14 protein-coding genes are annotated in these 24077 nt (G+C 65.7%); 5 read left to right on the top strand and 9 right to left on the bottom strand.

Going from position 1 to position 24077, the window contains the following annotated elements; genetic code table 11:
* Positions 1-86: 86 nt before the first annotated feature.
* Positions 87-1706, bottom strand: coding sequence for an exodeoxyribonuclease VII large subunit (gene xseA, locus FJU11_RS14875; RefSeq protein WP_141167863.1), 1620 nt, complete (start codon positions 1704-1706; stop codon positions 87-89).
* A gap of 251 nt (positions 1707-1957) precedes the next feature.
* On the opposite strand from xseA, the gene FJU11_RS14870 reads away from it, so the two are divergent.
* Positions 1958-3580, top strand: a complete 1623-nt coding sequence (locus FJU11_RS14870; protein ID WP_141167862.1) for a phosphoenolpyruvate carboxykinase — start codon at positions 1958-1960, stop codon at positions 3578-3580.
* A 125-nt stretch (positions 3581-3705) separates the two neighbouring features.
* Here the strand turns inward: FJU11_RS14870 and FJU11_RS14865 are convergent, their stop codons facing one another.
* Both FJU11_RS14865 and FJU11_RS14860 read right to left on the bottom strand, forming a co-directional pair.
* Entirely contained in the window at positions 3706-3915 is a 210-nt protein-coding gene (locus FJU11_RS14865; RefSeq protein ID WP_141167861.1) for a hypothetical protein, read from the bottom strand.
* Between the two features lie 158 nt (positions 3916-4073).
* Positions 4074-5069 (bottom strand): formate/nitrite transporter family protein, encoded by a 996-nt coding sequence (locus FJU11_RS14860; RefSeq protein WP_181408202.1) that lies wholly within the window; start codon positions 5067-5069, stop codon positions 4074-4076.
* A gap of 282 nt (positions 5070-5351) precedes the next feature.
* Between FJU11_RS14860 and FJU11_RS14855 the strand changes: the two genes are divergently transcribed.
* On the top strand, positions 5352-7244 hold the full coding sequence (locus FJU11_RS14855) for an autotransporter assembly complex protein TamA (protein WP_235891047.1): 1893 nt from the start codon (positions 5352-5354) through the stop codon (positions 7242-7244).
* The gene (locus FJU11_RS14850; RefSeq protein ID WP_141167859.1) at positions 7244-12208 is read left to right on the top strand and encodes a translocation/assembly module TamB domain-containing protein; all 4965 of its coding nucleotides are present in this window, start codon (positions 7244-7246) and stop codon (positions 12206-12208) included. Before FJU11_RS14855 ends, FJU11_RS14850 begins: the two co-directional genes overlap by 1 nt.
* Before the next feature lie 47 nt (positions 12209-12255).
* Here FJU11_RS14850 and FJU11_RS14845 read toward each other — a convergent pair whose 3' ends face one another.
* On the bottom strand, positions 12256-13095 hold the full coding sequence (locus tag FJU11_RS14845) for a universal stress protein (RefSeq protein WP_141167858.1): 840 nt from the start codon (positions 13093-13095) through the stop codon (positions 12256-12258).
* 98 nt (positions 13096-13193) lie between these two features.
* On the opposite strand from FJU11_RS14845, the gene FJU11_RS14840 reads away from it, so the two are divergent.
* Positions 13194-14687 (top strand): MFS transporter, encoded by a 1494-nt coding sequence (locus FJU11_RS14840; RefSeq protein WP_141167857.1) that lies wholly within the window; start codon positions 13194-13196, stop codon positions 14685-14687.
* Positions 14688-14761: 74 nt separating this feature from the next.
* Positions 14762-15145 (top strand): DUF3307 domain-containing protein, encoded by a 384-nt coding sequence (locus FJU11_RS14835; RefSeq protein WP_141167856.1) that lies wholly within the window; start codon positions 14762-14764, stop codon positions 15143-15145.
* Positions 15146-15218: 73 nt separating this feature from the next.
* Here FJU11_RS14835 and pmtA read toward each other — a convergent pair whose 3' ends face one another.
* The 5 genes from pmtA to polA form a co-directional block, all read right to left on the bottom strand.
* Positions 15219-15818: a phospholipid N-methyltransferase PmtA gene (gene pmtA, locus FJU11_RS14830; protein ID WP_141167855.1), complete on the bottom strand. Its 600-nt coding sequence runs from the start codon at positions 15816-15818 to the stop codon at positions 15219-15221.
* A 112-nt stretch (positions 15819-15930) separates the two neighbouring features.
* Positions 15931-17070, bottom strand: a complete 1140-nt coding sequence (dnaJ, locus tag FJU11_RS14825) for a molecular chaperone DnaJ (RefSeq protein ID WP_141167854.1) — start codon at positions 17068-17070, stop codon at positions 15931-15933.
* Between the two features lie 77 nt (positions 17071-17147).
* A complete protein-coding gene (dnaK, locus tag FJU11_RS14820) occupies positions 17148-19076 on the bottom strand; it encodes a molecular chaperone DnaK (RefSeq protein WP_141167853.1) in 1929 nt (642 codons plus the stop codon).
* Positions 19077-19292: 216 nt separating this feature from the next.
* The gene (locus tag FJU11_RS14815) at positions 19293-20750 is read right to left on the bottom strand and encodes a TrkH family potassium uptake protein (protein WP_141167852.1); all 1458 of its coding nucleotides are present in this window, start codon (positions 20748-20750) and stop codon (positions 19293-19295) included.
* A 216-nt stretch (positions 20751-20966) separates the two neighbouring features.
* A complete protein-coding gene (polA, locus tag FJU11_RS14810) occupies positions 20967-23933 on the bottom strand; it encodes a DNA polymerase I (protein WP_141167851.1) in 2967 nt (988 codons plus the stop codon).
* Positions 23934-24077: the final 144 nt, after the last annotated feature.

Raw genomic sequence — 24077 nt, 5'->3', positions numbered from 1 at the left:
CGCTACGACAAGCTGGCAAGGAACTTTCTCGCCGCCGTCGCTCTCGCATCGGCAAGACTGTGGATGCGAACTTATGAGTCCACTACCTAGAATAGCGAGCCCTGCTTGGCAGGCGTTGCCGTCTCCTTCTGCGGGCGGCGTGGACGCGGTTGCGGCCGGGCCTTGCTCGTCCCTCCTGCCGACGTCCTGTCTTCGTCGCGCGTCACGGCGTCCACCACACCGTCGGAGAACTCGATGGCGATGGCGGCATTCGGTGCCAGGCTTGCAGCCGTCTTGACCGGAATGCCGGCTTCGTCGCGCACCAGCGCGAAACCGCGCGCGAGCACGTTCCTGTAGGAAAGCGATGCGAGCATGCGCTCGGCGGCCACGATGCGCCGCCGACGGCGTTCACCGGCGAGGTTCTGCGCGGCGTCCATACGGGCGAGCTGAGAGGCGAGCCGTTCGCCGCCGCGCTCGATCCGGGCAAAAAGGCGTGCGGGCTCACCGGAAAGGGTCGCGCCAATGCGCTCGATCCGGGCTCTCGCCCGCTCGCTTCGCCGCTCGATATGACGTTCGCCGCGAAATGCGAGTTCGCGCACGTATTGGCGCCGGTGGGAAAGGCTCGCCGCCAGGTTCGTCGGCGTCAGGCGTGCCGCGGCGCGCTCGAATGCCGCCCGCTTGTCGCGCTGGGCCGCGTCGAGCGCCCGGTCGAGGCGGCTTGCCGCCTCGTCGAAGCGTCGCCGGGGAAGGGCCAGCACACCATCCAGCGAAGGCAGTGCGCGTGCGAGCGCCCGCAGATCCTGCCGCCGAAGATCGAGCCGGCGCGTCGTCGCACCCCTCAGCCGGGCGGCGAGCCCGGCCAGCTCGGCTTCCAGTTCTGCGCGGACCGGAACCGCGATCTCCGCCGCCCCGGTCGGGGTCGGTGCGCGCCGGTCGGCGGCGTAATCGATCAGCGTCCAGTCGGTCTCGTGGCCGACGGCGGAGACGAGCGGGATCGTCGAGGCGGCCGCCGCGCGCACCACGATCTCGTCGTTGAACCCCCAGAGATCCTCAAGGCTGCCGCCACCGCGCGCCACGATCACGAGGTCCGGCCGTGGTATCTGGCCGCCGGGCGCCATCGTCGAGAACCCCTCGATCGCTGCAGCCACCTCCCGTCCGCAGGTTTCCCCCTGCACGCGTACGGGCCAGACGACCACGTGCAGCGGAAACCGGTCGGTTATGCGGTGCAGGATATCGCGGATGACCGCGCCCGTCGGCGAGGTGACGACGCCGACGACGCGCGGCATGAAGGGGAGGGCGCGCTTGCGCGTTTCGTCGAAAAGGCCTTCGGCGGCAAGCGTGCGGCGGCGTTCCTCCAAAAGCGCCATCAGCGCACCGGCACCGGCCGGTTCCAGTTGCTCGATCGCGATCTGGTATTTCGAGGCGCCGGCGAAGGTCGTCACCCGGCCGGTGGCGATCATCTCCATGCCTTCCTCGGGCTTGATCTTCAGCTTCGCGAAGGTCGTGCGCCAGACGACGGCCTCGATGCGCGAGCGCTCGTCCTTCAGCGAAAAATAGGCGTGACCGGAGGAATGCGGCCCGCGATAGCCGGAGATCTCGCCGCGGATGCGCACGCGTCCGAACGCGTTTTCCATGGTGCGCTTGATCGAGCCGGAGATCTCGCTGACGGAATATTCGACGAGATTGTCGCCGGCGACGGGCGAATCGGAACGGGATGATTTGGCCATGCACGCATTGCGCCCAAGCAAAGCCACACGGTCAAGCGCCATGAAGCGCCGTTTGAGATGTCGGGGACGGCGATCCTGTCGAATGAATGAGACGAACTGCGTCCGACCCTAAAACGGTTTAATGAAGCGATTAATTTCTTAAATCGATTAATATTCTGATTTCGTTGAATTTTCCGATTTTGCTACCTTGAAGTTCGCTGTCATATCTGTTTGATCGCGATCGTCTTGGGCTGTCGTGAACGGAGGATGGCATGTTGGAAAATCGCCGCGAATCGGGTGTGCGCAACCCTTCATTCGGTCTGGCCGAAGCCGGCTTTCGCAAGCTCGGGCACGTCCATTACAACGCCGATGTGGAAGTGTTGGCCGAAGCGGCGGTCTCGCGCGGGCAGGCTCGCCGCACGGCGCATGGTGCCCTTGTCGCCACCACGGGCCGCCACACCGGCCGTTCGCCGACGGACAAGCACATCGTGCGCCATCCGCGGATCGAGGACGAAATCTGGTGGGACGCCAACCGGGCAATGGAGCCGGCGCGCTTCCAGGTGCTGCTCTCGGATTTCCTCTCCCATGCCGAAGGCTGCGACCTCTACGTCCAGGACCTGATGGCCGGTGCCGATCCCGAGCATGCCCTGCCGACACGCGTCGTCACCGAATACGCCTGGCATTCGCTGTTCATCCGCAACCTTCTCATCCGGCCCGAAGAGGCGCAGCTTGAACGCTTCATGCCGCGCCTGACGATCATCGACCTGCCGAGCTTCAAGGCGGATCCGCGCCGCCACGGCTGCCGTTCGGAAACGGTCATCGCGCTCGACCTGACGCGCGGTCTCGTGCTGATCGGCGGCACCGAATATGCCGGCGAGATGAAGAAGGCTGTGTTCACGATGCTGAACTATCTCCTGCCGGCCAAGGACGTGCTGCCGATGCACTGCTCGGCGAACGTCGGGGCGAAAGGCGATACGAGCCTGTTCTTCGGCCTTTCCGGCACGGGCAAGACCACGCTTTCGGCCGATCCCGACCGGACCCTCGTCGGCGACGACGAGCACGGCTGGAGCGAGGAGGGCATCTTCAATTTCGAAGGCGGCTGCTACGCCAAGACCATCAAGCTTTCGCGCGAGGCCGAGCCCGACATCTACGCCGCCACCGAAAAGCCGGGGACGATCCTCGAAAACGTCGTCCTCGACGACGCGGCGTTGCCGGATTTCGACGACGCGACGCTGACGGAAAACACCCGCGCGGCCTATCCGCTGCATTTCATCGCCAATGCCGGTGAAAGCGGACGCGCCGGTCACCCACGGGCGATCGTCATGCTGACGGCGGATGCCTTCGGCGTCATGCCGCCCTTGGCGCGGCTTTCGCCGGAACAGGCGATGTTCCACTTCCTGTCCGGCTACACCGCCAAGGTCGCCGGGACCGAGCGCGGCGTCGACGAGCCGGAAGCGACGTTCTCGGCCTGCTTCGGCGCACCGTTCCTGCCGCGTCACCCGGCCGTCTACGGCGCATTGCTCGGCGAGCGCATCGAACGTCACGGCGTTTCCTGCTGGCTCGTCAACACGGGCTGGACCGGCGGGCCCTTCGGCACGGGACGGCGCATGCCGATCGCCGCGACCCGGCGCATGCTTTCCGCCGCGCTCGACGGGGAGTTGGACGAGGCGGATTTCCGGGTCGACGAGAATTTCGGTTTCGAAGTTCCGGTCGCGGTCTCCGGCGTCGAACCCGACCTGCTCGATCCACGCACGACATGGGCGGACCCGGCTGCCTACGACCGGATGGCGCACAAGCTCGTCGCCATGTTCGCGGAGAATTTCGCGCGGTTCGAGGCGCATGTCGGGCCCGCCGTGCGCAAGGCCGCGCCGGCGGTGCTTCGCAAAGCCGGCTAGGGTATTTTCCAGCCGGACTGATCCAGTCCTACGTCGTGAACGATGCAGAAAACGAAGGGATGGAGTGCTGGGCCAGATTCAATCGGGTCGCAAAGCGCTCTCGGATATCCGGCTGGCCGTCGCGCTCACGACTTGCCTTCGCCGACGCTCGGCGGAGGTGTCGGCATGTCGTCGATCTTTCCGGAGCCGTAGGTGCGTGAGTACCAGGAACTTGCGACCCAGGCTATGCCGGCGCCGACGACGATGATCCCGAGGATGAGGAAGACGGAGAGCCGGCGCGTCCGTCGTTCCGGGTCGTGCCATCCCGATTTCTTCTTCTGGTTTTCGTCTCGCATGCGACCACCGGTTTGACGGGCCGCGACCATGGCGCGAACTTGGCCGTCGAGCAAGGTGCGTCTTCGCATCCCCTGGTCTCATCGCGATCCGGCGTTCGGATTAGAACCGTCTCGAGCGCCCTACGATCCGGTCGAACGAGACCGAATGCTCCAGGCGGTCACGCCGCGCTCGGCTCCCGCGAACGGCGCCGGTCTTTATCCTTCGACGTTGAAGACCCGGAATTATCGTCCGATTCGGAATCGGACTCCTCGTCGGCGTCTTCCTGCGGTTCGACCTCGTCCTCGTCGTCTTCTTCGTCCGTTTGCTGCTTCGATTCCTCGTCGAGTTCGCCGACGACCTGGGTATAGGCGAGCAACGTGAACAGGCCGGTGCCGCCGAGCACGTTGCCGATCAGGGCGGCGAGAACGTAGCCGCCGAAGACATGGCCGAACCCCGCATCCCCGTTGATGACGACGAACCAGGCCTCCGCGCTGCCGACCACGACGTGCGAGAAACCGCCGAGCGCGATCACGTAGGTGATGACCAGTACCATCCAGAATTCGGCCGCCTGTGCGGTTGGCGTCAACCAGACGAGGCAGGCGATGAGGAAGCCGGAGATCATGCCGCCGACGAGGGCGTGCCCGAAGCTCGATTCCAGCACCTTTTGGCTGACCTCGGCGAAGGCGGTGTAGTCCTGCGGGGTCAATGCGCCGGAATACCGGATGAAGGCGGCAAGCATCAGCGTGCCGATCAAATTGCCGAGCAGCACGTAGGTCCAGAGCCTGGCGACCGCGAGGAAATTCTGCATCGTCGGATAGGCGCAGATCGGCAGTACGGCGGTGATCGTGTTTTCGGTGAAGAGCTGCAACCGCGCCATGATGACGATGAGGAAGCCCAGCGAGTAGCCGAGATGCTCGACGAGCGGCGCCCAGGACTGGTCGGGCAGGTGCGACTTGAGCAGCGATTCGGCCACGACCGAAAAGCCCATGACGACACCGGCCGCGACGCCCGCGACCCACAGGCTGACGCTCGGGCGGTGCAGTTCCTCGCGCCCCTGACGGCGAATGACCTCGTAGATGACGGGTGACCGGAAGCGGGCGACGGACTCGACCTTCTTGCGCTCGGTCTCGCTCAATCTCGCCTGGCTACGCCGGTTGGTATCCTTTTCGAGCACGCTCAATTATGTCCCGGAAACGAGGGGCATCCTCTGGAACGTCGGTCCCGTATCGCGATCCAATGCCCGAAGCAGCTAGAATGCGCAGATGCGCCACTGGTTCCCGAACGCGCCGCCGCTTGTTCGGCGTTGCGATTCGGCAACGCTCGCGAACGTTCTTCGCCAAGCCCTCGTCTGCCTCAATGGCGCTGTCTTTGTATGTGCATTTCCACGACCTAAGGTTGGCGTGCGGAACGGTGCTGTTCTCGTGTCTTCGTTCGGTGAGGGGGTCGTCGGTCTTCCTTGAGGTACATCATTGCGTTTGCCATAACGGCGAGCATTGCCGCCGCGCCGACCACGGCATCGGCCTTCCAACTCTTCGGCATGACGTTCTTCGGCAAGAAGAACCCGAACGAGGACGTCATCGGCGAGCCGATCGACTACAAGGTCGATATCCGCACGGTCCCCGACGAGCGGGGGCTGCGCAGCGCTGTCCAGGGCGCCTCCGATCTCTATAACGACCGAAAGAAACCCGCCTCGGGCGCCGCCGGCCTGATCGCCAAGGCGCGGTCGGACTACAAGAGCATTCTTTCCGCCCTCTATGCGCGTGCCGATTACGGCCCGGTCATCCATATCTACATCGACGGCAAGGAAGCGGCCGGCCTGCCGCCGGACACCGAGCTCGCCTCGCCGGCTCAGGTGCAGGTCGTCGTCACCGCCGGCCCCGACTTCACTTTCGGCGATGCCAACGTCGTCAATGCTGCCCCCCCGCCGACCACCTATCGCGACAAGGTGGACAGTCCGAAAAGCGCGGGTTTCGCGCGCGGCGAGCCGGCCCGGTCGGGCGTCGTGCTCAAGGCCAACCAGCTCGCAACCAACGCCTGGCGTCAGCAGGGATACCCGAAGGCGAAGATCGCCGAACAGACGGCCGTCGCCGATCATCGCACGGATCGGTTGAACGTGAACATGCGCGTCGACCAGGGTCCGCATGCGCGCTACGGCCTTGTCTCGGTCGAGGGTACCGGCCGCATGAAGCCGGGCTTCGTCGCCAAGCAGACCGATCTGAAGCCCGGCGAGGAGTACGATCCCGACGACATCAAGCAGGCCAACGACCGGCTGACCAAGCTCGACGTCTTCAAGTCGCTGAACATCCAGGAAGGCGACGTCGGCCCGAACGGCATCATGCCGATCACCGTCAAGGTGCAGGAGCGCAAGCTGCATCGCTTCGGCGTCGGCGGGACCTATTCCACGCTCGACGGTCTCGGACTGAACGCCTTCTGGCTGCACCGGGACCTCTTCGGCCACGCCGAACGGCTGCGCGTCGATGGTGCGGTCGGCGGCATCGGCGAGACGTCGAACCCGAAGGATTTCGACTATTCGCTGGGCGTCACCTTCACGCGTCCCGGCATCTTCGATCCCGACACCGACCTGAACGCCTCGCTGCTCGGTCAGCGGCAGGTGCTCGATCCCTATACCGAGACCTCCGTCGAGGCCCGCCTCGGCTTCACGCACACCTTCACGCCGGAGCTCACCGGCCAGATCGCCGGTTCCGTCAAGCGCGCGCGCTTCAAGGACGACTATTTCGGCACGCGCGACTTCCTGACCATCGGCCTTCCGGGCGAACTCACCTACGATTCGCGCGACAACGAGCTCGAGCCGACCCAGGGCTTTTATATCGACGGCACGGCGGAGCCGTTCTACGAGATCGAGTACGGCAATGTCGGCACGCGCCTGACGGCCGAGGGGCGCACCTATTACGGCTTCGGCAAGAATGACCGGGTGGTACTCGCCGGGCGCGCCAAGATTGGCTCGCTCGTCGGCTCGCCGCTCGACGAGACGCCGCCGGACATGCTCTTCTTCGCCGGTGGCGGCAATTCCGTGCGCGGCTACGACTACCAGGGCATCGGCGTGCGCCGTGGCGACGACGAGATCGGCGGGCGTTCGCTGTTCGAGGGTTCGCTCGAGGTGCGCACCAAGATCACCAACTCGATCGGCATCGTCGGCTTCGCCGATGCCGGCACGGTCGGGCCGGATCCCTATCTGGACTTCTCGCAGCCGCTGCGCGTCGGCGCGGGCGTCGGGCTTCGCTACTTCACGGGCCTCGGACCCATTCGCCTGGACGTTGCGGTGCCGCTCAATCCCGGCCCGGACGATCCCGATTTCGGCCTTTATGTGGGCATAGGGGAGGCATTCTGATGCGTATCGCGCTCGCCATTCTCGCCTTCCTGTTCACGGTCGTCCTCGCGCCGGTGTCGGGGCACGCACAGGACAGCGGCGCCAATTCCGAAAAGTCCGCCTTCACGCGCTTCGTCGAGAACAAGCTCTCCTCGGAAAACCGGCAGATCCGGCTCAACGACATCCAGGGTGCGCTATCTTCCGACGTGACGATCGGCGAGATCACCATCGCCGACAGGCAGGGCGTCTGGCTCAGCATCCAGAACGCCCATCTGGTGTGGACCCGTTCGGCCCTTCTCGTCGGTCGGTTGAAGATCGACGAACTCAGCGCCGACCGCATCGAGCTCCGGCGCAAGCCGCTGCCGGCCGAAGGTGCACCGGCGCCGTCCTCCTCGGGATTTTCCGTGCCGGAACTGCCCGTTTCGGTCGTGCTCGACCAGCTCAACGTCAAGGAAGCGGTCTTCGACAAGTCCGTCTTCGGCCTGCAGTCGCGCATATCGCTGAACGGCAAGCTGACGCTTGCCGACGGCAGCCTCGACACCGAGCTGCACGTGAAGCGCCTAGACGGGCCCGGCGGCACGCTCGACCTTGCCGCAAGCTACGCCAACAAGACGGAGAAGCTCGACCTCGACCTCACCCTCGACGAACCGCAGAACGGCATCCTCGCCAATCTCCTGAACATCGACGGCAAGCCGCCTCTGACCTTCAAGCTCGCAGGCGACGGCCCGATCGGCAATCTCGCGCTCGACATGACGCTCGACGCGAAGGGCGAACGCGCACTGACCGGCAAGCTGACGCTCGATCGCCAGGATGCCGGTCTGATGGTGAACGCCGACGTCCGCGGGCCGATCGCGAACCTCGTCGCACCGGCCTTCCGCGACTTCTTCGGGTCCTCGACGGCGCTCACCGCCAAGGCGCTCGTCAAGGACGGCGGCGGCGTGCGCGTCGACGACCTCGATCTCGACAGCGGGCCGCTGACCCTTTCCGTCCAGGCCGAGACGACGAAGGACAATTTCCTCTCGCGGCTGAACGTCGACGGCAAGATCGCCAATGCCGACGGCTCCGGCGTCCTCCTTCCCGTCGCGGGCCAGAAGACGCAGGTGAAGTCCGTCGACCTTTCCGTCGACTACGGCAATACCGGATCCGACCGCTGGAAGGGCAAGCTCGCCGTCAGCCGGCTCGGCACGCCGACATTCGGCGCCGATTCGGTCAATCTCGATTTCGGCGGCCGCGTCACCGGCATCAACACGCCCGACGACCGCTTCCTGAGCTTCAACGTCGACGGCGCGATGAGCGGGATCTCCACCAAGGACCCCAACGTCAAGACGGCGCTCGGCAACCGCATCACGCTCGATGTCGGAGGCAAATGGTCGAGCGGCCAGCCGGCCCGGATCGCCAACGCCGCGCTCAAGGCCAACGAGCTCGCCCTGACGCTTGCCGGCTCGATCAAGGATCTCGTCTATGACGGCACGATCGGCATCGAGGCGGCGAGCATCGCGCCCTTCGCGGCCCTTGCGAACCGACCGCTCGCCGGCTCCCTGAACCTTCATGCCAAGGGCACGGTCAAGCCGGTCGGCGGCGCGTTCGACCTGACCTTCGACGGCGCCGGCAGCGGCCTGCAGACCGGTACGGCGGCCCTCGACAATCTCCTCAAGAGCAAGGTGTCCATTTCCGGCGGGCTCGCACGCACGGCGGACGGGTTCAAGGCCGACGACTTCACCATCGCCAACCAGCAGGTCTCCATCAAGGCGAACGGCAGCTACGCGCCGGACAACGCCGATTTCGATCTCGACGTGATGCTGGCCGATCTCGGCCTCGTCACCGATCGCGCGACCGGAAAGGTCACCGTCGACGCGAGCGTCAAGGGCAACCAGCAGAACATGGCGCTGGCTTTCGACGCGCAGGTCCCCGACGGCACGCTTGCCGAACGCACGCTGCGTCAGGCTTCGATCGCCTTCAAGGGGCAGCTTCTCAACATCGACCCGACCAAGGGCCGCGCCTACGGCAACGGCGTCGCCGGCACCCTTTCGGCAAGCGGTTTCCTTTCCGGCGAACGCGTGGTGCTCGACAGCGACATTCGCGCGACGCCCGACGGCCAACGGCTGCGCGGCCTTTCCTTCCGGGCGGGCGGCACCACGCTGACGGGGACGATCGAGCGCGATGCGAAGGGCCTCATCGACGGCGAACTGAAGCTCGACGGCCAGAACATCTCGACCGTCGCCGCGCTCGCGACCCTCGACGCTTCGGGCTCGGCGACGGCCGACATCGCCATGTCGCACGCAGACGGAAGGCAGTCGGCCAGGATCGACGCCAGCCTTTCGAACATCTCGGTCAAGCAGATCCGCGTCGGCAGCGCGAAACTGAACGCCACCGTCGCCGATCTCTTCGGCGTGCCGAAGGTCGACGGATCGCTTACCGGTTCAGGGATCAGCGCCGGCGGCATCGATGTCGACAGCCTTTCGGCCAATGCTTCCAGGCATGGCGACCAGACGGACTTCACCGCGAAGGCGTCGCTTCAAAACGGCACCGACATCGACACGGCTGGAAGCCTCGCACAGATCGACGGCGGGTTCCGCATCGGCCTCGACAAGCTCGACCTCGCGCAGCGCGGCACGACGGCGAGCCTTCAAAAGCGCGCGGTCGTCACCGTCGCCGGACAGGACGTGCGCATCGTCGAGCCGCTCGACCTTGCCATCGCCGGCGGCCATGTGCGCGCCAGCGGCGAGGCCGGCGACAAGCTGGATCTGCATCTTTCGATCGACGCCCTGCCGCTTTCGATCGCCAACACCGTCAAGCCGGATCTCGCTGCCGCCGGCACGCTTTCGGGCAATGCCGACATCACCGGCACGCGCGCCGAGCCGGTCGTCGACTTCAAGGTGAACGGCAGCGGGCTGACCGCGCGGCCCGCCGCCGAAGCCGGCCTTCCCCCCTTCGACGTGAACGCGACCGGACGTACCGAAGGCAAGCGCGTCAAGCTCGACGCGAGCCTTTCCGCCGACAACGGCATTGCCGTCAAGGCGAACGGCTACGTGCCGACCGGCAAGGGACCGGTCGACCTCTCGGTCGATGTGGCCCGCTTCCCGCTCGAAACGCTCGACGGTCTCGCCAAGGGCCAGAAGCCGCGCGGAACGGTGACGGGCAACGCCCAGATCTCCGGTTCGTTCGCCGATCCGACGGTCGCCTTTCGCGTACGCGGCGACGACCTTTCCGCCGCTCCCCTTCAAAATGCCGGCGTCTCGCCGCTCGACCTGACGGCGAACGGCCGCTACGCGGACAAGGCGGTCGACATCGATGCGCGCGTCACGGGTGCGGGCGGTCTCGACGTTTCGGCCAAGGGCACCGTCCCGGCCGGCGGGAAGGGCTCGATCGACCTTTCCGTCGACATCGCCCGTTTCCCGCTCGAAACGCTGGACGGCTTCGCCAAGGGCCAAAGCCCGAGCGGCGTCGTCACCGGCAGCGCCAAGGTGTCCGGCTCGCTCGCCGATCCGGCGGTGTCCTTCCAGGCACGGGGAAACAATGTCTCCGCGACGCCGCTGAAGAATTTCGGCGTGGCACCGCTGTCCGTTACGGCGAATGGCCGCTACGCCGACAAGGCGGTGTCGATCGAACGCCTCGACGTTTCCAATTCGCAAGGGGTTTCGATATCGGCAAGCGGCCGTGCGCCGCTTTCGGGCGGCGGGCTCGACGTCCGGGCCGAAGGCCGCGCGCCGCTGGCGCTCGCCAACCGCGCGCTCGCCGATCGCGGTACGCGCGTCGAGGGTACGGTCCAGTTCGGCGTCAACGTCACCGGTTCGATCCAGCGTCCGGTCATCGGCGGCATGGTTTCGGCAAGCAATGTCGACGTCGTCGATCCGGACACGAACGTGCGCTTCGACAACATCCAGCTGATGGCCGGGATCGCGAACAACCGGGTGACGATCAACCGTTTCGTCGCGCCGCTCGCCTCCGGCGGCACGATCACCGCCGGCGGTTCCTTCTCGATCGATCCGACGACCAAGCTGCCGGCCAACATCACGATCAACCTGAACCAGGCCCGCTACACCGACGGCGACTTCATCACCGTCACGGCCTCGGGCAACCTCGCCGTGACGGGCCAGCTTCTGAGCGACCCGCTGATCAGCGGACGCGTCGACATCGCCCGGGCGGATATCGGCATTCCGAGCAATCTCGGCGGCGGCGCCAAGATGATCGACGTCACCCATATCCATACACCGGTCAACGTCCAGGAAACGCTGAACCGCGCCCGCATCAAGGCCGGCGGCAAGCCGGTTCCGACCGCACGGCCTAGCATCGTGCGCCTCGACGTCACCGTGAACGCGCCGCGCCGCATCTTCGTGCGCGGCCGGGGGCTCGATGCCGAACTCGGCGGCAGCCTGCGCGTCACCGGCCCGGTCACCGGCGTCGAGGCCGTCGGCAGCTTCGACCTCATTCGCGGTCACCTCGTGATTCTGACCAAGCGGATCGAGTTCGATTCCGGCACGATCACGCTGACGGGCGCGCTCGATCCGATCATCAACTTGACGGCGAGCACGGATGCCGGCGACGATACGAGCGTCACGATCACCGTTTCGGGCCGCGCGTCGGATCCGCATGTCGACTTCTCATCGCAGCCCTCGCTGCCGCAGGACGAGATCATCGCTCAGCTCATCTTCGGGCGCAGCATTTCCGATCTGTCCGCCTTCCAGATCGCGCAGCTCGCCTCCGCGGTCGCCGAGCTTTCCGGCAACCAGACCCTCGACGTCATCGGTCGCCTGCGCGAGGCGACGGGCCTCGACGAACTGGACGTGACGACGGATGCGGAAGGCAACGCGCAGGTGCGCGCCGGCAGCTATATTCGCGACAACGTCTATCTCGGCGTGGAAGCGGGCGCCGACGGCCAGAACGCCGTCGACCTCAACGTCGACATTACCAAGAACCTGAAGGCCAAGGGCTCGGCCGGGACCAACGAATCGACCCTCGGCCTGTTCTACGAAAAGGACTACTGAGCGCACCCCGCCGCCTCCGAAAATGTTGGGCGGCGAGGCGAAAGCCTTCAGTGGGCCATGAAGATCGGCAGCTTCGTCTCGGTCAGGATGTGCTGCGTCGCGCCGCCGAAGATGATCTGGCGCAGCCGGCTCTGCGTGAAGGCGCCCTTGACGACGAGGTCGGCACCGAGCGCTTCGGCCTCGGCAAGGATCGTCTCGCCCGGGCCGCGTTTGCCGGGTGTGGCCGCGACCTTGCGCGCCACGATCCCGTGCGCCCGCAGATAGGCGACGAGGTCTTCGCCGCTCGGTCCCGGCACGTGCGATCCCTCCACGGTCAGCACCACGACCTCCTCGGCCGCCTTCAGCACCGGCATGGCGAAGGCGACGGTGCGCGCCGTCTCGGTGCTCTGGTTCCAGGCGATGACGATGCGCGTCGCGATGGAGGAGGGGGCTTCGGGGGGTGCGATCAGGATCGGCCGGCCGCTGTCGAAGAGGGCGGCGTCGAGCGTCGTCGAGCGCGGGCCGGCGACCCGTGGTTCGGATCGGCCGACGACCGTCAGGTCGAAGGTGCGCGCCAGGATGCCGGCCATGTGGTCGCCCGGCGGTACGTCCTTCTTCCAGCCCCAACCGAGTCCCTTGGGGTCGCCGCCTGTCCGTTCCACCGCGTTTTCGCGCATGAACGCCTCGAAGGTCTCCCGCGCCTGCGCGTCGGAATGCTCCTCGTACTCGGCGAGCGGTTCGTAGACGACCGAGGCGCCGATGACGTCGGCCGCAAGGAAGGGCGTCGTCGCCGGCGCGAGTGCGAAACCGGTGAGCCGGCTTTCGAAACGTCGGGCGAAGAGAAGGGCGCTGTCGAGGATGGACCGGATGCGGTCGTGGTTTTCGACAGGAACGAGCAGTGTCTTCATCGGCGAGGTCGCTGGCTGGTTGACGTCCACTGAATTTGGGCCGATGAACGAGGCTTGTAAACACACCCGCCCGCTTTTTGCGCTTCGATCCGAAGGCCATGGCTTCCCAGTCCACAGTAACCGAGGACGCCCACTCCGGCGCACGGCGTGAATTCTTCACGCTGTTCCCGTCGATCATGCTGCCGATGTTCCTGGCCGTGGTCGACCAGACCATCGTCGCCACCGCGTTGCCGGCGATCGCCGAATCCTTTGGTGACGTCGAACGCATTTCGTGGGTCGTGATCTCCTATCTCGTCGCAGCGACGATCGCCGCCCCCGTCTATGGCCGGCTCGGCGACGCGCTCGGGCGACGGCGGCTGATGTTCATCGCAATCGCGATCTTCATGGTCGCCTCGCTCGTCTGCGCCGCCTCGGTCAATCTGATGATGCTCGTCGCCGGGCGCGTGCTGCAGGGCTTCGGCGGCGGCGGGCTGATGACGCTTTCCCAGGCGCTCGTCGGCGAGGCGGTACCGCCGCGTGCGCGCGCCCGCTTTCAGGGTTATCTCGCCTCCGTCGCCGTCACCTCGTCGATGTTCGGTCCCGTCGCCGGCGGTTTCCTGACGCAGTATTTCGGCTGGCCGTCGATCTTCCTCGTCAATATCCCGGTCGGCTTCGCGGCGATCGCGCTGGTGACGCGGGTGAAGAGCCGCCCGACGGGTGCGCGGGCGGGACGGTTCGATGCCGGCGGCCTCGGCCTCTTCGCAGCTTTCGTCGCCTCCTTCCTGATCATGCTCGAGCAGGCGCAGAAGCTGGACGCGGCCCTGCTGCCTTCGATCCTGACTCTGATCGCCGTCACGGTGCTCGCCGCCATCGTTCTCGTCTGGCGCGAGCTTCGAGCGCCGGACCCGCTCTTTCCGGTCCACGTCTTCCGCAACCCTTCGATCTGGCGCTGCGATCTGCTGGCCTCCTGCCACGGCGCGGTGCTCGTCTCGCTCATCACCTATCTGCCGATCTACCTGCGCGTGACCCGCGACGCGAGCGCGGGCGAGATCGGCGTCTTCCTGCTGCCGATGATGGCTTGTGTCGGCATCGGCTCGATGACGACGGGCCAGATCGTCAGCCGCACCGGTCGCGCCGCCATCATGCCGTCGGTCGGTCTCATGGTGGTGGCCTTCGGCATGGCGGTCCTCGGCTTCGCCGCCGACCACATGACGAACCTTCAGCTTTCGCTGGCGCTCGCGGTAACGTCGCTATTCATCGGCACGGTCATGGGCGTCGTGCAGGTCACCGTACAGACGGCGGCCGGCCCCGCGATGCTCGGCACGGCGGCGGCCTCGGTCCAGTTCTCGCGCTCGCTCGGCGCCGCCTTCGGCGCGGCCACGATCGGCGCCATCCTCTTCGCCGTGCTCACCATCCTCGATCCGCAGGCGACGGCGATCTTCGCCAAGCTGTTCGAGCCGACGGGCGACCCGCTCACCGGCGTTTCGAAAGACGCCATCGCGATGGTCCAGGGCGACATCCGTTTCGCTTTCAACGTGTGCTTCCTGACGATCTCGGCGATTGCCGCCGGCGCCTCCGCGCTGGCATGGTCGATCCCGATGCGCCGCATATAGCATCATCGACGGGGTGTCGCTGCCGGCCTCATCCGCTATAACCGCTCGAACGACGAATGCGGGGAAGGAACGGCATGCATATTGCAGTGGTGCTGGTGCTGATCGGTCTGCAGGTGAAACACTTCGCGGCGGACTACCTGCTTCAGCCGAAATGGATGCTCGCGAACAAGACGAACCTCGCGCATCCGGGCGGTTACCTGCACGCGCTCGTCCATGTGGCCGGCAGTCTCATCGTCCTCGTGCTCTACGGTGTCGCCGCCGTTCCGATGACGTTGATCCTCGTCGCCGAGGGTCTCGTCCACTTCGCCATCGACTACAGCCAGACGCGCTGGGCCGAGCGCCATGCCGGCGCGTCGAACACGTGGACGTTCTGGGCCGCGCACGGAACGGACCAGTTCCTGCACCAGCTCACCTATGTCGCGGTGGTCTACATGGCCGCGCTGTTCCAGTTCGGCTAGCGCATTCCCGCGTGACGGGAAAACGATCGCATAGGCCGACTCGTCCTCGAAGCTTCGAAGCGGCCTTCGTCGGTCAGGATACGGAACGGCTGAAGATCCACAGGCGTGCCGGCGGTATGTTGCGCACGATCCAGTCGAGCGGCCTCACGTCGAAATCGGCGTTCTCGGCGGGGATCGGCGATTTCGCGCCGTAGCAGATCTGCACGATGGGACGGCCGGGCGCCATCCGGTCGAGCAGGCTTTCGATAAGCTTGAGACGACGGTCGTTCGGAAGATTGAGAAGCGGAATGGCCGAAACGACCGAATCGAAGCGACCCATGCCCGTCGCGCGCTCGATGCCGTCGAGATCGAACGCGTCGCCTTCGACGAAGCGAACGCGCGGAAATCGCGTGCGAAGGTCGCGCATGAAATCCGCGGAGGTTTCGACGGAGACGAGGTTTTCAGGCGCGATCCCGCGTTCGAGGATCGCCTTCGTCACCGCACCCGTGCCCGCGCCGAGTTCGAGCACGGGCAGGCCTGAGGAGGGGTCCGTCACGCTCGCCATGCGGCGCGCGGTGATCGGCGAGGTAGGGGCGATGGCACCGACCGCCTTCGCGTCGCCCATCCATCCTTTGAGGAAGCGGATCTGCTCGTCGAACCGTTTGCCCAGGCTCTTTTGAGGCTGGTCGTTCATGACATTCTCCCTTCCTTTGCGGCGAACCGGCGGCGCACCATGCGAGCCGTTCTTTCATCCCCCATGCATGGAAGAACGGGCGACGAACCAAGTTGTTCGCCGCCCGTTTCGTTCATTCGCTCAAGGTGTCGAAGAAGTCCTTCATCCTCGAAAAGAATCCGGACGATTCCGGACTGTTTTCCTTCGATGAAAGCTCCTCGAACTCTTCCAGCAACTCGCGCTGGCGCCGCGAAAGGTTCTTCGGCGTTTCGACGGCGATCTGGATGTAGAGGTCGCCGTGCTGGTTGGAACGCAGGACCGGCATGCCCTTGCCCTTGAGGCGGAACTGCCGTCCGTGCTGCGTGCCTTCGGGAATGCTGACGCGCGATTTCGTGCCGTCGATCGTCCCGACCTCGAACTTGCCGCCGAGCGCCGCCGTCGTCATCGACACGGGCACGGCGCAGAAAAGGTCCGCCCCGTCGCGCTGGAAGAATTCGTGCGGGCGCACGGAAAGGAAGATGTAGAGGTCGCCCGAAGGGCCTCCGCGAAAGCCGGCTTCACCCTCGCCGGCGAGGCGTATGCGCGTGCCGTCCTCGATGCCCGAGGGAATGTTCACCGAGAGCGAACGCTCTTCCGTCACGCGGCCCTGGCCGTGGCACTTGTCGCACGGATCGGAAATCGTCTGGCCGCGGCCCTGGCACGTCGGGCAGGTACGCTCGACGGAGAAGAACCCCTGGGCCGCGCGTACGCGGCCGTTGCCGCCGCAGGTCTGGCAGGTCTGCGGCTGCGAGCCGGGCTTGGCGCCCGAGCCCGAACACACGTCGCAGGTGATGGAGGTCGGCACGTGGATCTGCGCCGTCTTGCCGGCGAAGGCCTCCTCGAGATCGACTTCCATGTTGTAGCGAAGGTCGGCACCGCGTTCGCGCCCGCCGGTGGAGCGCCGGGCGCGCCCGCCCATCATCTCGCCGAAGATGTCTTCGAATATGTCGGAGAACCCGCCGGCGCCGAAACCGCCGCCTCCGCCGAAGCCGCCTCCCGCACCGCCGTTTTCGAAGGCGGCGTGGCCGTACCGGTCGTAGGCGGCCCGCTTCTGCGGGTCCTTCAGCGTCTCGTAGGCCTCGTTGATTTCCTTGAACCGAACCTCGGCATCCTTGTTGTCGGGATTCTTGTCCGGGTGGTACTTCATCGCGAGCTTACGGTAGGCGCTCTTCAGCTCCTTTTCGTCCGCACCCCGCGCGACACCCAGCGTCTCGTAAAAATCGGCCTTTGCCATGCGTCTGTGACCCCGTAAACCGTGAAGCCCGGCCGCAGGCAAGCTGCAGCCGGGCCGTTCTTAGGATGGGTTTTCGCTTACGCCGACTTCTTGGCGCTGTCGTCCTCGTCGTCGATCTCCTCGTAATCGGCATCGACGACGTCCTCGCCGGACTGCTGGGCGTCGGTCTGCGCGTCACCCTCGGCCTGTTCGGCCTGCTGGGATTCGTACATCGCCTGTCCGAGCTTCATCGACGCTTCGGCGAGCGCCTGCGTCTTGGCCTTGATGTCCTCCGGATCGGCATTTTCCTGCTCGACGGCGCCCTTGAGGTCCGAAAGCGCGGTGTCGATGGCGGACTTGTCCTCCGCGGAAACCTTGTCGCCGTAGTCCTTCATCGACTGTTCCGTGGAATGGATCAGGCTTTCCGCCTGGTTCTTTGCCTCGACGCCCTCGCGCCGCTTCTTGTCGGCCTCGGCGTTCGTCTCGGCGTCCTTGACCATCTGCTCGATGTCGGCATCGGAAAGACCGCCGGAAGCCTGGATGCGGATCTCGTGGCTCTTGCCGGTGCCCTTGTCCTTGGCCGAGACGTTGACGATGCCGTTGGCGTCGATGTCGAACGTCACCTCGATCTGCGGCACGCCGCGCGGTGCCGGCGGAATGCCCATCAGGTCGAACTGGCCGAGGCCCTTGTTGTCACCGAACATCTCGCGCTCGCCCTGGCCGACGCGGATCGTCACCGCGCCCTGGTTGTCCTCGGCGGTCGAGAAGGTCTGCGACTTCTTCGTCGGGATCGTCGTGTTGCGCTCGATGAGGCGCGTGAACACGCCGCCCAGCGTCTCGATGCCGAGCGAAAGCGGCGTCACGTCGAGAAGCAGCACGTCCTTGACGTCACCCTGCAGTACGCCGGCCTGAATGGCCGCGCCGATGGCGACGACCTCGTCCGGGTTCACGCCGCGATGGGCTTCCTTGCCGAAGAACTGCTTCACCGTGTCCTGGACCTTCGGCATGCGGGTCATGCCGCCGACGAGAACGACCTCGTCGATCTCGGCAGCCTGCACGCCGGCATCCTTGAGGGCCGCCTTGCAGGGTTCGACCGTGCGCTTGACCAGATCCTCGACGAGCGCTTCGAGCTTGGAGCGCGAAAGCTTCATCGTCAGGTGCTTCGGGCCGGACTGGTCGGCCGTGATGAAGGGCAGGTTGATCTCGGTCTGCTGCGAGGAGGAGAGCTCGATCTTCGCCTTCTCGGCGGCCTCCTTGAGGCGCTGAAGGGCGAGCTTGTCCTGCTTCAGGTCGATGCCCTGTTCCTTCTTGAACTCGTTGGCGAGATACTCGACGAGACGCATGTCGAAGTCTTCGCCGCCAAGGAAGGTATCGCCGTTCGTCGACTTCACCTCGAAGACGCCGTCGCCGATTTCAAGAACCGAGATGTCGAAGGTACCACCACCGAGATCGTACACGGCGATCGTCTTGCCTTCCTTCTTGTCGAGCCCGTAAGCGAGCGCGGCCGCCGTCGGCTCGTTGATGATGCGAAGCACCTCGAGCCCGGCGATCTTGCCGGCGTCCTTGGTCGCCTGGCGCTGGGCGTCGTTGAAGTATGCGGGAACGGTGATCACCGCCTTGTCGACGCTCTCGCCGAGATAGGATTCCGCCGTTTCCTTCATCTTCTGAAGGATCGTCGCGGAAATCTGGGACGGCGAATACTTCTCGCCATGCGCTTCGACCCAAGCATCGCCATTGTCGGCCTTGACGATGCTGTAGGGGACCATGTCCTTGTCTTTCTGGGTTGTCGGATCCGCATAGGTCCGGCCGATCAGACGCTTGATGGCGAACAGGGTGTTCTGCGGATTGGTGACCGCCTGGCGCTTGGCGGGCTGGCCGACAAGGCGCTCGCCGTCTTCGGTGAAGGCGACCATGGAAGGGGTGGTGCGTGCACCTTCGGCGTTCTCGACGACCTTGCCGTCCTTGCCGTCCATCACGGCGACGCAGGAATTGGTCGTGCCAAGATCGATACCGATTACTCGTGACATATTCTTCTCTCCTTCAAGCGGGCTGTCGGGATCCGATCAGGCATTCCGTCTGACAGCCCCTAACGGGAACGTTGGTTTGCGATAACCACGGCGGTCGCCGCAGGGTTGGAGCGTATATAAGAAGCGGTTTTTTGGACTGCAAGCGGGCGGAAAGCCGATGCGGCGAATTCCTTCACACACGCGTGTTCGCTTCGCATCCCGTTGTTTTCGAATGATCTATCGTGTCCAGAACGTCGGCAGCAGCACTACGTAGAAGGTCGCGAGCTCGAGCCGGCCGAGCAGCATGCCGAGCGAGATCAGCACCTTCGCGGTCTGCGAGATCGATTCGTAGTTCGTCGCCGGCCCGACGATCGGCCCCAGTCCCGGGCCGATGTTGCCCATGGCCTGCGCGCTCGCCGAAAAGGCGGTCAGGAAGTCGAGGCCGGTCGCCGTCAGCGCCACGGCGATGGCCGCGAAGGTGATCAGATAGAGGAAGAAGAAGTTGCGAACGGCGCTGATCTCGCTCTCCTCGACGGGCTTGCCCTGGTAGCGCGTCGCGATGATCGCGTTCGGCGAGAGCATGCGGCGCAGGCTGGCGCTCATGCCCGAAAAGAGAAGTTGCCAGCGGAACACCTTGATGCCGCCGGCCGTCGAACCCGCGCAGCCGCCGACGAAGTAGAGCATGAAGAAGAGCCCGACGGCGAAGCTGCCCCAGGACGAGAAGTCGCTGGTGACGAAACCGGTGCTGGTGATGACGGAGATGACGTTGAAGGCCGAGCCGCGCAGCGCTTCGGGCGGCTCCATGCCCTGCGAGATGTTCCACAGCGTCGCGAGCGCGATCGCCGCCGCCGTCGTCAGCATGAACGGCTTTATCTGCTGGTCGAAGACCCGGGTGCGCCCGCGCTGCACCAGGATGACGGCGTAGAAGGCGAGCGGCAGGCCGCCGGCCATCATGAAGATTTCAAGGATGATCTCGATCGGCACCGAATTGTAGAAGCCGATCGACGCGTCCTTTACCGAGAAGCCGCCGGTGGCGATCGTCGCCATGGCGTTGTTGACGGCGTCGAAGACCGGCATGCCGGCCATCACGAGGCAGGCGATGCAGGCGATCGTCAGCGACACGTAGACGATGGCGATCATGCGCGTGAGCTGGCGCACCTTCGGGAAGGGCTTTTCCGAGATGTCGGAGGATTCCGAGTGGAAGAGCTGCATACCACCGACGGCGAGCGCCGGCAGGATGCTCAGCGCCATGACGATGATGCCGACGCCGCCGATCCAGTTGAGCAGCGAGCGCCACAGAAGCAGCCCGTCCGGCATCGTGTCGAGCCCGGAAAGCACCGTCGCACCCGTCGTCGTCAGGCCCGAGACCGTCTCGAAGACGGCGTCGATATAGGTGATCTTCAGCGACGAGAAATAAAGCGGCAGCGCCCCGAACAGGCTCGCCGAAAGCCACGCGGTGACGGTGACGAGATAGCCCGTGCGCCGGTCGGGAAGCCTGAAGTCGGGCCGATGGAAGCCGGCGGCGAGCGACGAGCCGACGATGCCGACGACGACCGTGCAGGTGCCGAAATTGATCGCGTCGCGTATGCGCCCGGATACGAGGTCCACCGCGCCCGGAATGAGCATGGTGGCGGCCATCGCCATCAGGAACACGCCGTTGATGAAGAGGACGAAATGGAGGCGCTCCGAGGTCACCACCGCAATCCCCGGCTCACCATGCCGATCGTCGACGCCCGTTCGATCGAGCCGGGCATGCTGGTCGCCGTGCCCCTCATGCCGGAGCCCGCGAAAATCGGCCTGCGAACTGTCCGGGCGCACGGCGAACCGACGCCGTCCGCGTTTCACGCTCGCGGTCGCGGCGGTGAACCAATCCGATCAAAGCGACCCCCCGGTCACATGCATCGACATGCCCTAATGCGCCTCGTCCCAATTGTCGGCGGCCCGCACGTCGACGCGAAGCGGCACCCGCATGGCGCGCGCCGGCATCGCCGCCTCCTCCATGACGGAGCGCACCAGCGGCATCGTCGCCTCGACCTCGTCGTCCGGCACCTCGAAGATCAGTTCGTCGTGGACCTGCAGCAGCATGCGCGCGGCGAGGTTCGAATGCGCCAGTGCGTCCTCCATGCGGATCATCGCCCGGCGGATGACGTCGGCGGCCGATCCCTGGATCGGCGCGTTGATTGCGGCACGCTCGTTGAAGGCGCGCATCGAGGGGTTGGCCGAGCGGATCTCGGGATAGTGTGCCCGCCGTCCGAAGATCGTCTCGACGTAGCCGTGCTGGCGCGCGAACGCCTTGGTGTCCTCGATATAGTCGCGGATACCGGGGAAGCGCTCGAAATAGCGCTTGATGTAGTCGCCGGCCTCGGATCGCTCGATGCCGAGCTGGTTGGCGAGCCCGAAGGCGGAAATGCCGTAGATGATGCCGAAATTGATCGCCTTCGCCCGCCGGCGCACCTCGCCCGGCATACCCTCCACGGGAACGCCGAACATCTCGGACGCCGTCATGGCGTGGATGTCCATGTCGTCGGCAAAGGCCTGGACGAGCTGCGGGATCTCGGCGACATGGGCAAGCACGCGCAGTTCGATCTGGCTGTAGTCGGCCGAGACGAGCTTGTGCCCGCGCTCAGCGACGAAGGCTGTGCGGATCTTTCGCCCGACCGCGGTGCGGATCGGGATGTTCTGCAGGTTCGGTTCGGAGGAGGAGAGCCGGCCCGTCGTCGTCGAGGCGAGCGCGTAGGACGTGTGCACCCGCGTCGTCGTCGGATGGATGTAGCCGGGCAGGGCGTCCGTATAGGTCGATTTGAGCTTGGTGAGCTGGCGCCAGTCGACGATCTTGCGCGGCAGCTCGTGGCCGGCGGCGGCGAGGTCTTCCAGCACCTGCGCCGAAGTCGACCATTGCCCGCCCTTGGTCTTGGCGCCGCCGGGAAGGCCGAGCTTGCCGAAGAGGATCTCGCCGAGCTGCTTCGTGGAGCCGATGTTGAACGGTTCGCCGGCGATCTCCTGGATCTCGGCTTCGAGGGCGGCAGCCCCCTGCGCCAGTTCGCCCGAAAGGCGCGAAAGGATCTGCCGGTCAACCGAAACCCCGCGCTCTTCCATGCGCGCGAGCACGGCGACGAGAGGACGTTCCAGTCGCTCGTAGACGGCGATCAGCCCGTCGGCGACGAGCCGCGGCTTGAGCACGAGCCAGAGCCTCAGCGTGACGTCGGCGTCTTCGGCGGCGTAGCGCGTGGCCGCCTCGAGATCGACCCGCTCGAAGGTGATCGCCGAACGGCCGGTGCCGCAGACCTCCTTGTACGGGATCGGCGTATGCCCGAGCCAGCGCTCGGAAAGCACGTCCATGCCGTGATTGCCGCGTCCGGCGTCGAGCACGTAGGAGATCAGCAGCGTGTCGTCGAAGCCGGCGATCGTCACGCCGTGGCGCTTCATCACCAGCCAGTCGTATTTCAGGTTCTGACCGATCTTGAGGATGGAGGCGTCTTCGAGCACCGCCTTCAGGATCGAAAGCGCCTCGTCGAAAGGCACCTGATCCTCGACGAGGCCACCCCCGAGAAGGTCGTCCTCCTGCTTGCGGTGGAGGAGCGGCACGTAGGCCGCGCGGATCGCAGCCCCGCTCGCATCGCGCACGTCGTGCGTCAGCGCCAGCGAAAAGCCGACGAGATCCGCCTGCATTGCGTCGAGCGAGTTCGTTTCCGTGTCGAACGCCACGAGGCCGCTCTGGCGAGCCTCCTCGGCCCACAGCTTCAGCGTCTCGAGGTCGCGGATGCAGTGGTAGCGGGCATGGTCGATCGTGCCTGCCGCCGCCGCCTCGGAGCGCTTTGCGGCAAGGGCCGCCGGCGTCCACGCCCCGTTGGCGAACGCATCCGACGCGCGCGCACCGACCGCTTTCGTATCGGCATCCGCATCCGCATCGCCGGGGTCGAGGTCCGGCCCGTGCGCGGCACTGCCCGCTTCGCCCTCGACCGTCTCGGCTTCGACCGTCGCAGCATCCGTGCCCGTCGCCTCGGCCACGCGCCGCGTCAGGGAGGAGAATTCGAGGCCCTTCAGGAAGGCGACGAGGCGTGGGCCGTCCTGCGGCTCGAGGACCAGCGCGGTGAGGTCGAGATCGACGGGCGTATCCGTCTTCAGCCGAACGAGGTCACGCGAAAGGCGCGCCTGTTCGGCGAATTCGAGCAGGTTCTCGCGCCGCTTCTTCTGCTTGATCTCGCCGGCGTGCTCGAGCAGCGTGTCGAGATCGCCGTATTCGTCGAGGAGCTGGGCGGCCGTCTTCGGGCCGATGCCCGGAATGCCAGGCACGTTGTCGATCGAATCCCCGACGAGCGCCTGAAGGTCGATCATGCCTTCCGGCCCCACGCCCCATTTCTCGCGCACCTCGGCGGGACCGATCTGACGGTCCTTCATGGAATCGTAGAGGGAGACGTGCTCGCCGACGAGCTGCATCAGGTCCTTGTCGGAGGAAACGATCGTCACGTCCGCGCCGACGCCCTCGGCGAGCCTCGCATAGGTGGCGATGATGTCGTCGGCCTCGAACCCCTCCCGCTCGATACACGGAATGTTGAATGCGCGCGTCGCCTGCCGGATGAGGGCGAACTGGGGAACGAGATCCTCCGGCGGCGCGGAGCGGTTGGCCTTGTAGTCCGTGTAGAGGTCGTGGCGGAAATTCTTCGCGGAGTGGTCGAAGATGACGGCGAAGTGCGTGGGTGTGACGCCGACGGACGTGTCGCGCGCATCCGAAAGCAGCTTCCACAGCATGTTGCAAAAGCCCGAAACGGCGCCGACCGGCAGGCCGTCGGACTTGCGCGTCAGGGGCGGCAGCGCGTGATAGGCGCGGAAGATGTAGCCCGAGCCGTCGATGAGGAAGAGGTGATCGCCTGCTTTCATGGCATCCGCCTTTAGAGCAAACGCGCGGGAATGGAAACCGGCGGATCACGAAGCCGCGCAGCGCCTTCTCGCGCCCTCGTTTTGCGCCCTTCGGCAAGGTTACCGATTTGTAACGGCGCCGGTGCCTCGACGGTCCTTGAATCG

It is taken from the genome of Pararhizobium mangrovi (assembly GCF_006516965.1).
In the GTDB taxonomy this organism is placed as follows: domain Bacteria; phylum Pseudomonadota; class Alphaproteobacteria; order Rhizobiales; family Rhizobiaceae; genus Pararhizobium_B; species Pararhizobium_B mangrovi.
The sequence above is the reverse complement of the archived record's forward strand: the minus strand, read 5'-3'. Positions and strand labels throughout refer to the sequence as shown.